This is a genomic window from Seleniivibrio sp. (genome assembly GCF_021209385.1).
GTDB lineage: Bacteria > Chrysiogenota > Deferribacteres > Deferribacterales > Geovibrionaceae > Seleniivibrio.
The window spans coordinates 1-12578 of sequence record NZ_JAJOIL010000008.1 but is presented as its reverse complement, the minus strand read 5'-3'; the positions used below and the strand labels follow the sequence as shown (position 1 = coordinate 12578).

8 protein-coding genes are annotated in these 12578 nt (G+C 46.5%); 4 read left to right on the top strand and 4 right to left on the bottom strand.

Annotated elements, in window-relative coordinates:
• Positions 1–210: 210 nt before the first annotated feature.
• Together LRY47_RS02305 and LRY47_RS02300 are read right to left on the bottom strand one after the other, a co-directional pair.
• Positions 211–1113 carry a tyrosine recombinase XerC gene (locus LRY47_RS02305; protein WP_295222215.1) on the bottom strand — a complete coding sequence of 301 codons (903 nt, stop codon included), beginning with the start codon at positions 1111–1113 and terminating at the stop codon, positions 211–213.
• A 71-nt stretch (positions 1114–1184) separates the two neighbouring features.
• Positions 1185–3476 carry a methyl-accepting chemotaxis protein gene (locus tag LRY47_RS02300; protein WP_295222214.1) on the bottom strand — a complete coding sequence of 764 codons (2292 nt, stop codon included), beginning with the start codon at positions 3474–3476 and terminating at the stop codon, positions 1185–1187.
• A 94-nt stretch (positions 3477–3570) separates the two neighbouring features.
• Here LRY47_RS02300 and mazG point away from each other — a divergent pair, with 94 nt between their 5' ends.
• Positions 3571–4347: a nucleoside triphosphate pyrophosphohydrolase gene (gene mazG / locus LRY47_RS02295; RefSeq protein ID WP_295222212.1), complete on the top strand. Its 777-nt coding sequence runs from the start codon at positions 3571–3573 to the stop codon at positions 4345–4347.
• A 116-nt stretch (positions 4348–4463) separates the two neighbouring features.
• Complete coding sequence (locus LRY47_RS02290; protein ID WP_295222210.1) at positions 4464–5477, top strand: Fic family protein; 1014 nt, start codon at positions 4464–4466, stop codon at positions 5475–5477.
• On the opposite strand, the gene LRY47_RS02285 is transcribed toward LRY47_RS02290, so the two are convergent.
• Complete coding sequence (locus LRY47_RS02285; protein ID WP_295222207.1) at positions 5474–6904, bottom strand: FapA family protein; 1431 nt, start codon at positions 6902–6904, stop codon at positions 5474–5476. The genes LRY47_RS02290 and LRY47_RS02285 overlap by 4 nt on opposite strands.
• Complete coding sequence (locus tag LRY47_RS02280) at positions 6905–7738, bottom strand: PAS domain-containing protein (protein ID WP_295222203.1); 834 nt, start codon at positions 7736–7738, stop codon at positions 6905–6907.
• 112 nt (positions 7739–7850) lie between these two features.
• Between LRY47_RS02280 and LRY47_RS02275 the strand changes: the two genes are divergently transcribed.
• Both LRY47_RS02275 and LRY47_RS02270 read left to right on the top strand, forming a co-directional pair.
• A complete protein-coding gene (locus LRY47_RS02275) occupies positions 7851–11186 on the top strand; it encodes an AAA family ATPase (RefSeq protein WP_295222200.1) in 3336 nt (1111 codons plus the stop codon).
• Between the two features lie 122 nt (positions 11187–11308).
• Positions 11309–12578: carbon starvation CstA family protein (locus LRY47_RS02270; RefSeq protein ID WP_295222198.1), on the top strand; the 1270-nt coding region annotated here is incomplete at its 3' end.

The following is a 12578-nucleotide window of genomic DNA, read 5'->3' as shown; positions in this document are numbered from 1 at the left end:
ATTTTGAAGGGGAATGTACATAGAAGTACATGACCCGAAAAATTAAAAAGCTGACGCCGTAATGCGATGCATATCAACGACAACGGTTGCTGTTCAGATGCGAGCAGTACAAGGAAGATGCTCCGAGCGGGCTGCGAGCATACTTGTTTGTATGTGAGCAGTTCCGAGGAAGAGCTGACGCCGTAATGCGATGCATATCAACAGCAACCACTATTTTTTGGCTTTGGGATGTGTCTTGTCATACACTTTCAGAAGTTCTGAGAGGTTAAGGTGGGTATATTTCTGCGTTGTAGACAGAGATTCGTGTCCAAGAAGGGTTTGTATGGTGCGCAGGTCTGCGCCGCCTTCGAGCAGATGCGTTGCGTAGGTGTGACGAAACGAGTGAGGAGAATAGTCCAACGGCAGTCCGGCGAGCAGAAGGTATTTCTCTACTATGCGTCTGACCGACCTGTCCGTGAGACGCGTTCCCAGCTTATTTATGAACAGCGCTTCGCCGTCTTTGACATATCCGCCGCAATCGTCCGCACGTCTGTCCAGATATTCTTTTATCATCTCGATATGCATATCAGCCAGCGGCACGATGCGCTCCTTTTTGCCCTTTCCTTTGACACGGATACGCAGACCGCCGAAGTCGATATCGTTTATGCCAAGCCCAACAAGCTCGCTGACGCGCACACCGGTTCCGTACATCATCTCAAGCAAAAGCGCGTCGCGCAGTCCGAAAGGAGCTGATTTGTCAGGCAATTCAAGCAAAGTCATGATGCTGTCGATATTGAACACGTCGAACGCTTTTTTCTCTTTTTTCGGAAATTTGAGCATCCGCGCGGGGTTATCTTCTGATTTGTTCTTCTTCTGCAAAAAGTTAAAGAAAGATTTCAGACAGGCTATCTTACGTTCAACGGTGGACTTGGAGAATCCTTTTTCATACAGCATGGCGACAAACCCGCGGAGCATGAAAAAATCCGCTTCTTCAACAGTGTTTATGCCTGCCTCTTCCAGATATGTGCAGAGGTCTGCAAGGTCTTTTGAATAGTTCACGATTGTATGGCGGGAGGCGCCCTTCTCGTTCTGCATGAAGTCAAGATAAATTGCTGATGCTTCGTCGATATTCATATCAATAGAATCGCACGTTTTACAGATAAATCAAGAAAAAAGGCGCACCGTTAAGTGCGCCTTCGTATATCTTACAGGCATTTCGCCTTTTCAAACATTTTATCCAGAAGCCCGATAAGGTGTTCCACATTCTGACGCATGACATAAAGAACATCCTGCGCTTTTTCACGTTCGCCCTTCTGCAGAAGGTCGGCGATCTGGTGGGAAAGCTTATGTACTTCCATATGCGGTTTCTCAATAGCCTTATAATCAGGGTCGCTGCCGAAAATCGCCTGAGACTGTTTGCTGTAATACATTTTGCCGAAATCGCAGCTTGCATGGTCTTTCAGGTTGGTGGGCGCAACGCCTTTCATAAAGGAATTATACACATTTTTAAGATATTTAACGTGAGCCATTTTCGCTTTGACAAACAGGAGCGAACTGCAGGAAAGTTCATATTGAATAAGGTCTTTTTCTATATTGCTCAGTGCATCCATGAGCGTGTCGATCTCATCCATAAGGCTTTCGACCCTGTCTCTGGATTCTTTTGAAGATTCAGCAACTTTTTCAATATTGCCTGCAACGTCCGCAGTGGCACTCGCCTGCTCTTCGGATGCTGTGGATGTGTTCAGAAGCAGAGCGTTCAGATCCATAACGGAGTGGAGTATCTCGTTAAAGCGTTCGTTGGCTTTTTCAGTTGCCTGAACCTGCTCAATGATGTTCTCTTCAACAAGTTTTGCGTTTCCGTTTGCTTTCTTAACGTTCTCCTGAATCACTTTGACAATCTTCTCTATCTCGTTTGTGGAGGCAAGTGTCTTTTCCGCCAGTTTGCGAACCTCGTCCGCAACAACTGCGAAACCTCTGCCCGCTTCACCAGCTCTTGCCGCTTCGATGGCGGCGTTAAGAGCCAGCATGTTTGTCTGTTCCGATATGTCGTTAATAACGTTAACAACCGAACCGATTGTAGTGGCATTTTCAGTCAGCGAGCTGATGTCTGTTGCCAGCGACGCAACAACTTCCTTAACGTGTTCCGCTTTCTCGGTTGCTTCCTGAACTATGGCGGAGCCTTCCTGTGCCATCACAAGGGTTCTTTCGCCCTTTTCCGCCACTTCGGCTGTGTTGCGTGATATCTCCTCAACTGTAACGCTCATCTCCTCTCCAGCCGCCGCTACGGTTGCGGAGAGGTCAACGTTCTGGTTCGCCGCTTTGCGCACGTCCACCAAAGCGTAGTAAATGGGCATAACGCCTGAGAGCAGGTCGCCCAGAGTATGTATGGTCTTTGTCAGGTTTTTATCAAGAGTGCCGAGGAAATTGTTCATTTTAAATGAAACTGTCTCAAGCTCGTTGCCCTCTTTCTTAACGGGCAGACGTCTTGAAAGGTCGCCGTTGCCGGTTGTAACAGCGTCGGCGATCTGTCCCAGCTTGTCTATGAGTTTCAGATAGTATTGCAGAGTGTAGTACAGTATTACGGCAAATATGGATGCCATAACAAAACCGATTATGAACTTTTTGATTGCTGCAAGCAGAGCGCTTTTAAGCTGAGGGGTCATATCCTTAAAGAACAGGATATTTCCGATGTCGTCGCCTTTATAGTCTTTAAGTGCAAAGTTGTAGATATAAATACTGTGTCCGTCTATTTCAGAGATGCCGTCGCCTTTATATGCGTTTACGAATTCTTCTGCATGTTCAAGGTTGTTCCTGTAATACCTTATTCCGTCTTTATCAACATCAGAAGACTGCCTGTCCATTCCTTCGGATTTAGCTATGACGTCCTCTTTTATGCCAACGGCAAATGATACATCAAATGATTTGCTCATATAGTCCACAAGGGGGTCAATGGAACCTCCGAATTCAACAGAACCGACGTGCTGTCCCTGATACACTACGGGAAAAACAGAGCGAAGTCCGGGACCGCCCTTTCCCACCTCAAGACCGATAACAGGTTTAAGCGTTTTATTCGCCTGAATAACGGTTCCTCTGAACGCAGAAAGATCGTCACCGAACTTATCTATCTTGTGCAGACGAAGGAAGCTGGTTGCAGGAGGCGTGTGGAACTGAAACTGAACAACGCCTGAATCTTTAACTGACTCGTAATATTTCTTATATTTTCCGATAAGCCCTTCGCGGTCTCCTGCGGCAAGCATACCGGCTGTTTCCTGATCATCGGCAATGGACTTGACGGTCAGGGAGATATCACCCAGCTTTTCATTGAGCCTTTCGTTAATAATATCAGACATGGAGGACATATCGGATGCGGCATCTTTTATCATAGTTCCGCGGAGCGAAAGATAGTCGTATCCTGAAAGTATCACCGTTATAAGCAGTATCCCTATGTACACCCCTATTGAAACATACTGCTTGATACTTAATTTAATAAAGCGCATACTTCACCTCAAAATTGAGTTAAATAACTCCCCGTAACTTTTATGTTTGAATCAACGTAATATTGTATAATTTATCGGATAGGAAATCAATTAAATGAGTGAAGAATTTGAAAAACTGGTAAACATTGTCAAAACGTTACGCAGCGAAAACGGCTGTCCGTGGGACAGAGAGCAAAATCTCTTCTCAATAAAAAACCTCTTTATAGAAGAAGCTTTTGAGCTTCTGGATGCCCTTGACAGAAAAGATATCCCAAACATACGCGAAGAACTGGGCGATGTATTGTTTCACACTGTGTTTCACAGCGTTATGGCAGAGGATGAAAAACGCTTTAACATTGACGAGGTTCTTTCCGAGGTCTCCGCAAAACTGGTGCGCAGACACCCGCACGTTTTCGGAACGCTATCCGTTTCTGACTCGGACGAAGTCATAGCAAACTGGGACGAGATCAAAAAGGAAGAGAAAAAAGCAAAACAGGCTGAATCAATACTCAGCGATATTCCCGCCGCATACCCGTCAGTCATGCGCGCGCTGAAAATTCAGGAAAAAGTGCGCAAGGTCGGTTTTGACTGGGAAAAACCCGAAGACTGCATGGCAAAGCTGGACGAAGAGATTGACGAGTTTAAAGAGGCTTTCGATGAGGGCGACAGAGAAAAGATGGAACACGAAATAGGCGATGTTCTCTTTTCAATCATAAATATGTCCCGTTTCTGCAAAGTGAATCCTGACGAAGCCCTCAGAAAAGCAAACGATAGATTTATCAAACGTTTCAAACATATAGAGAAAGAGCTCAAAAAGAACGGACGTTCATGTGAGGAAGCAGCACTTGATGAAATGGAAAATCTGTGGATTCAGGCGAAAGGACTTGAATAATCCGCTGACCCGTAATAGTATTGATTAAATTTTAATCAATATGGTGAGCGGTGCGAACAGTCAAAACATTCCATTCAAGCAGTTATTTCTTCAATTCCGGGCTTTCGGCAGAAGTAATGCCCGTGGTATCTTCCATTGAGATGCTGCTCAACATACCCTCGCGCCCGGGCGCCTTTTCATATCTCACGGACAATCTTACGGCAAGATCAGTCTACAGTCTGATCAGCATGGACGACAGCGACGTCACATTCGATCAGGTCTGCCGTATAATAACCCACGACCGCAGCAATTTCACACAAGACATGCAGTCTGTAAGCACTATCAACGTCTTCTACGCGCTGAAACATGCCGAAAACAGTCTCACCGACCCACTTACGCCGGAATTTGCAGCGTCGGTTCATGCGGAGCTTACACGCAGCATGAACGTTGCGGATGCAGGAACCTACAGAAAGACGGCGGCACATTGTGAAGACGGCGAAACCGGATGGACTCCGCCAGCCTCGGCACTGGATATCAATTTTCTTATGAAACACCTGACAGAATGGCTAACATGTGATGAGACCGCGAAGGTCAGCCCATTCCTGAAAGGACTTCTTCTTCATCTGCATCTGAAAAAGATCCAGCCGTTTTCAACTGCCAACGGCAAAACAGCTGCTATCACAAGTATTTTCTTAATGAGAAAGCTGGGGCTGAACGATTTGCCGTACCTTATGCAGGAAGTGTTCGCCAGCAACAGGGAAGAATATCTTAAAAATGTTTCTGAATTTTACAGAACTTCCGACATATCAGGCTTTGCAGACTTCACCGCGCGCAGACTGATCATGATGATGAAAGACGGAATCCGTACAAGTCTTGCCACCATACGCCACAACAGCGTGGAAAAATATCTCGCTGTTCTTCTGGATGAAAAGGAACTCATAAAACGCCAGCACGATTTTCTTCTGATGCTTTACAGAACAGGAAACGTGTTCCGCTATGAGGATATGCTTCTGAAAAAGCCGTTCACAAACTATTACGGCAAGGTCAGCCGCACAACAGCCGCAAGGGATATTAAAAAATTCATCGATATGGGTCTGTTAAGTGAATCTGCCGACGGGTATGCTTTTAACTCAAAATTTCTGAGCATTTAACCGTATCCGAACTCAACCTCCTCCGATTTGGTATCAAAATAGTAGTATCCTTTTGTTGTTTTATCCTTGGTCAGGGCAAAACGTCCTCCTATCATGAACTTGACCTCCGGATAAGCATGCCTGCCCACAAAGATACGGCTATCATTCTTTAGCACCAGCTTCGCCTGAACCTCTTTTATCATGCTGTCAAAAAAAGCTACCTCTTTTCTCATCTGCTCCCTTTTTATCAGCAGTTTATCTATCATGACCCGCTTGTCTTCCCCCTGACGCATAAGTATTTCCTTATTGTTGCCAAGATAGGTTTCAAGCTTGGTAAGCATTTTCGATGTTTCATACCGCTGCGCCATCATTCTTTTCATATCCATCACATCTTTGACTGATGTGAATATGGCAACATCGGTCTTTATGTATGCTTCAGAACCGTATATCCTCGCCGAAATTCCTTCAACTGAAAAAACTTTTCCTCCGATTATACTTCCCGGAACACCATCTACAATAACCTCTTTTTCCGCGTAAATTTCAGAACTCATGATGGATTTTTTGATATAAACGCCTTCGTTGGTGATTATTTTTGCCTTATGAACAAATTTTGCGTATACAGAACCTTCCGCATAGATATCTGCTGCTTCCTGCCCGCCAATAATCCCCTGCCGCGCGGTAACACCTCCGCCGGCAACAACACGTCCCCTGATGGTAGTGGCAACAACTTCGTTCTTTGCCCTCACCTCAAAGCCTGCCTTGATACTGCCTTTAACGATGACAGAGCCGGGGAAATCTATGTTTCCGGTTGAAAAATCCACATCCTCTTTAACAACATACACCTCACTTACATCAAGATGTATCTGACCTTTTACTTTGCCGTATTCCACAAGACCGTCAATAAGGCTTATTACTTTTTTCCCGCTGACATAAACGTTCTTACCCAGTTCAAGCTGCACCTCTTCACCGTCTTTAGCAGGGATAGGTCTGCCGAAAATGTCGGAGCCTTCGCGCCCCATTGTGGGGTTGATTATCATTGCAATAGGCTGTTCCTTCTCCGCCAGGGCAAGCTGTTTCTGTTTGTATATTCTGTAATCTACACTGACAAGTTCGTCGGAAGAAAGTATTACATCCTGCGGTCTGGATGAGCGAAGGATAAGTTCGCCGTTTTGTCCGTTTGAGGGCTGTCTGCCTCTGGCAACAGTATATGAACGCTCCATCCTGCCGCCGCGCAGAAGAAGACTGTTCACCTCGCGCACTGCGGCGGTATCTATGCCCGCATATATGCCCGCGTCCGCCAGCAGTCCGAATACGTCTGCATAAAGCGGGTTTTCGGGGATTTTCACCGTTGCGGTCATTTTGTCAGGGGATACTTCTATTTCAGGTTTCTGTTTATAAACAAACTCTTCAAATATCTGTCCTCTGTTTGAATTATCGGACTGTTTCATTTAGATATCCGTCCTTATAAATGCAAAGGCGTAACAAATTTCGCCGTTAAGAACGTTTGAACTTACCATCGCCACCACTTCTTCAACACCGGCACTGCCCAGAATCTCCACCCTGATGGCTCCGCCATCCGCAGACATCACCTTTTCAAAATCCGAATGGTATCTGAACAGAGACGATATCTCCTGTCCGGGGACAGTCGCCACGGGATCAAACATCTGTGCCGCAGAGGAATTCATATCCATTATCATGTTAAAGCCGTTTATAATCACAATCGGCATTGGTGCCGTTTCAAAAAGAGTTTTGAAGAACGCCTCAGATGCCCATGCGGTGTCCTCAACTTTTTTTATCTCTGTCATATCCAGAATAACACCGATGATTCCTTCAACATTTCCGTTTCGTTTGAATGCTCTTTTATGGATGATATGAAAACTGTCTTCCATTCCGGGGAAACGACCGCGATGTTCAAGACGCTCTTCGGAAGCGTCATGTATCAGCGCCTTGTCGCCGACAGCGAACGAATCTGCAACATCTTTCGGGAAAAAATCATAAGCCGTCTTGCCGACGATATCCGTTCTTGCAAAACCGTACGCCTCACAGAGAGCTTTATTGCAGGCAAGGTACCTGCCGGTGGTATTTTTATAATAAACGGGAACCGGTATGGTATCCAGCATGGTTTGAAAAACATCGCTGTCGGTCATAAAGCATGAAATGTCACATCCTCTGCAACCTAATATCTCAGTTATCACAGCGCTGACATCTTCCTGCTGCGGGTTGTCGCCAAGTAGATCAAGTTCTTTTTTCAGACGTTCAATCATTGCCTTAACATCATTCATTGTATTTTACCTTTTCAGTCTGTTATAAGTTATAATATAACTTTAACAGACATACGGCATCTGTAAAATCAATTTCACTTGTTTTTTGCCTGATTTGAAATAACAATATTAAATGAAATTCAAATCTCTTACGGTTCAGGGCTTTAAATCTTTCGTTGACAAGACCGTCATAGAGTTCCCCGGCGGCATAACCTGTGTCATAGGTCCCAACGGATCCGGCAAAAGCAACATACTGGACGCAATACGCTGGATATTCGGCGAACAGAGCGCGAAGGAACTTCGCGGAGCCGACATGGACGACGTTATTTTCGCAGGTTCACAGCACAGAAAGGCATCCGGCTTTGCCGAGGTGTCGCTCACTCTGTCGGAACTGCCGGAAAGCCTCACGTCCAAATGGGGTTCGTTCAGCGAAATAACCGTCACCAGAAAGCACTACCGCACCGGAGAAAGAGATTACCTCATAAACGGCAAAAAATGCCGTCTGAAAGATATACGCGAGATTTTTTACGATTCCGGTCTCGGCACAAAATCCATCTCAATCATTGAACAGGGTAAAGTCGATAAGATAATCCAGTCAAACCCGGAAGAACTGAGAGCGTTCTTTGAAGAAACGGCAGGTGTTATGCGCTTTAAAGAGGGGAAAAAGGACGCCGAACGCAGACTGAACCAGACAAAAGACAACCTCAGCCGCGTCACCGATATCCTTGCGGAGATACGCGGACAGCTTGAAACTCTGACACTGCAGGCAGAAAAGGTGCGCAGATACCGCGACCTTGCAAAGCGTCAGTCGTCACTGCAAAAATCCATCATCTACCACAGACATAAAAAAACATTCGAGGAACTTTCCGAAGTTCTTAACACTATAAACACTCTTAAAATAAACCTCGCCGGTCACACGGAGCGGTTCACAAAGCTTACTGCGGCAGAAACCGAAATGCGCCAGAAGGCAGCGGAACTGCGCAGAAGCTTTAATGAAAAAAATGACGCAATCATAAAGGCAGAAGCGGAATCAGGAAGGGCGGAAGCTGACATCAGGCTGCTTGAAAACGAGATAGAGGCGGCTGAAAAAAGCAAAGATACACTGCACAGCGACATAGAGTTCCTGCAAAAGAAACTCTCGGAACTCACAGACCGCAGAGCTGATATTCTGGAATCCAAAGCGAACCAGACAGAGAAGATTGCCTCCATGCAGGAGAAGATAGACGAAATTGAAGAGCGCATCAGCGATTACGAAACTATGCGCGAAGATATAAAAGAGGAACTGTTCACCGCAGACGACGAGTATCTGAAAACAGCGCACAGAGCCTCAGAAGCCAGAAATGCCGTCTTTCAGAACGAAACCATGCTCACCCGATATGAAAAGGACAGAGAAAAGCTGATTCAGGAAAAAGAGGAGAGCATACGCGACACCCAGTTCACTGAAAACAACATCATCGTCACCGAGCAGGAGATAAAACGCCTGCAAACCGAAATAGAAGCGCTTGACGACACGCTCGACACTTATAAGGACAAATATTCAGAACTGAAAGACGAACTGAACATCCTTGAAAACAAGGCAAATGAAAAGAAACTTGAGATAAATTCCGCTAAATCCAAGCTCAATATGCTGAACACGCGGCTTAAATCCGAAACATCAGGACAGGATAACTCAGCCCTGATGGAGAAGTTCGGCGGATACCTGCTGCTGGAAAAACTCAGTCCGGCACTGGTGCGCGAATACGGCGATCTGGTGGTTTTCCCCTCTTCCCGAAAAAACGAGGTGATGGAGGGCGTCGCATCGGTAAAACACACTGTCCGCTTCGTTTTCGACACAGACGTTCAGGAGCTTCTGAACTCGGCGGAACAATCCGTTAAAGAATACGGCGCGGTCATAGCCAACGGGCTTATATACAGAAAACCAGGCGCGGACGACAAAAGAGAAGCCGTCGTAAAGCTTCAGGCTGAGATAAAGCAATGCGGCGAAGAACTTGAGGATGCAGAAACCGCTCTTGAAGGCATTTCCGAGCAGATACCCGACGTATCCGACAGCCTTGAGACCATATCCGACAAGCTGGAAGAGATCCAGCAGATGAAGCAGACAGCCACTCTTGATATAAAAGACAAAGAACGCAGTATCGCCGACATAAAGCAGAAACACGAGCGCATGACGAAGCGCGCTTCCATAATAGACAGCGAGATAGCCAACATCGGCAGCGAAATAAAGCGCTGCGAAGAGAAGATAGAGCTTTACACCAACCAGAACAAAGAGTTCTCCGCACAAATGGCGGAAGCCGAACAGCGCAAAGAGGAACTCAACAGCAAACTGGAAGATATCGACGCCATGTACGAGGACGTGCGGGATGAACACTCAGCATATAAAGTTGAACTGCGCGGCGTGCAGGAGAGCATAAACGGTTTCGTGCGCGAACTCGGTTTCATAGACAAAGACATCTCCGAATCCGGCATAAAGCTCACAGCAGCCAAAAACAGGCTGTCGCAGCTTCTTACATCGGACATAGTGAACCTGAAAGACAGACTTGAAGCAAAGCGCGGCGAGTTTCACGAGATAATTAAAAAACGCCATCTGCTCAACGAGGAAAAATTCCGTCTCGACACAGAAATAGCCGAAACAGAAAAACAACAGGAAGAGACCGGAAAACAGATAGACAAATACAACCTTGAGATACGCGGAATAGAGGACGATATTTTCGACGCGGAAAAGAAGAAGGAACGCTTCGAGTCCGATATATCAAACCTGCGCGAAGCTTTTGAAGAAAAATTCCAGATGAACGTCAAAGATTTTGAGATGGACATGGAGGATTTTCAGCCGGCGAAGGCAAAAGCCGACCTTTCGGGCATAGAACGCGAGATAGACGAACTCGGTCCCCTCAACATGACCGCAGAAGCCGAATATAACGAGATTCAGGAACGCAATGAATTTTTGACCAACCAGAAGAATGACCTTGAGGAAGCTGTGGCGAGCATCCATAACCTTATCCGTGAAATGGACGAGAATACAACTCAGATATTCAGAGAAACCTTTGAAGGCGTTAAGAAAAACTTTGAACGCGTCTTCGCAATACTTTTCGGGCAGGGAACCTGCGAACTGACGCTGACCACTCCCGACGATGTTCTGAACAGCGGAGTTGAAATTTTCATACAACCCCCCGGCAAAAGACTTCAAAACATGAACCTTATGTCAGGGGGCGAAAAAGCGATGGGTGCGTGTACGCTCCTTTTCGCGCTGTTCCTCTACCGTCCGACTCCCTTCTGTTTCCTCGACGAGATAGACGCGCCGCTGGACGAAAACAACATAGACCGTTTCCTGCGTATGGTGCATACACTCTCTGCGGACACACAGTTCGTTATTATCACCCACAACCAGAAGACCATGGCGGAGGCTGATTCCATATACGGCGTTACCATGCAGGAGCCTGGTGTTTCCAGAATACTCTCCATCATACTTTAACAGTATAACCGTTTAATCCGATATTCCACCGTTAAGACATTTATACAACCGTTCGCTATTCCGGCAGTTCAATATGCAAAAGACATGCAATATTATTGAAAATCTTAACGGAGGTTATTCCCATGTTAATATTTTTTGCATGTCTTGCTCTGCTTGTCGTAGGCTATGTCACCTACGGCACCATCGTTGACAAAATATTCGGTTCCGATGAAAACAGACCCACGCCCGCTTCAACAAAATACGACGGCGTGGACTATGTGGAGATGCCCACATGGAAGATCTGGCTCATTCAGCTTCTTAACATCGCAGGTCTTGGACCCATATTCGGACCCATTCTCGGCGCTCTGTACGGTCCTGCAGCTCTGCTCTGGATAGTTATCGGCTCTATCTTCGCAGGCGCTGTCCACGACTATTTCTCCGGTATGCTCTCCATCCGTTATAACGGAGCCAGCGTACCCGATGTCGTAGGTCAGAACCTCGGCAACTTCTTTAAACAGTTCATGAGATGGTTCTCTGTTATCCTTCTTCTTCTCGTGGGTATAGTTTTCGTTCTCGGACCCGCAAAACTGCTCACAAACATGACCCACCTCTCAGTTCCTGTTCTCGTGGGTATCATATTCGCGTATTACTTCCTTGCGACAATCCTGCCCATCAACCAGATAATCGGCAAAATTTACCCCGTTTTCGGCGCGGTTCTGCTGTTCATGGCTGTGGGGCTTACGATCGCGCTCATTGCTCAGGGACACGAATTCTATCCCCAGCGCACAATAATGAACGTACACCCAACTGACCTGCCCATGTGGCCTCTGATGTTCATCACAATTGCCTGCGGCGCACTCAGCGGTTTCCACGCCACACAGTCGCCCATGATGGCGAGATGTCTTAAAAGCGAAAAGCGTGGCAAAGCCGTTTTCTACGGCGCAATGATAGGTGAAGGCGCTATAGCTCTTATCTGGGCGACACTCGGCATGACCTTTTATCACGGCTCCGCAGAACTTAACGCGGCTCTTGCACAGGGCGGTCCCGCATACGTCGTCAATCAGGTTTCAACAACTCTGCTCGGCGGATTCGGCGGTATTCTCGCTATCCTCGGCGTTGTTCTGCTCCCCATCACATCAGGCGACACTGCGTTCAGAAGCGCACGTCTTATAATCGCCGAGATGCTGAACATGGAACAGAAAGCATACCTGAAAAGGCTTGTCATCGCGATTCCTCTGTTCATCGTCGGCTTTCTTATCTCTCTTACAGAGTTTGACATCATCTGGAGATATAGTGGACCCAAGATTTCAGACAGCAGAAAAGTATTTCTAAGTAAATATAGATATGAAATACTAATAGAAATCGGAGGTTCAGATGAGCAGAACGAGGCGGCAGTTTACAGCCGAACAAAAA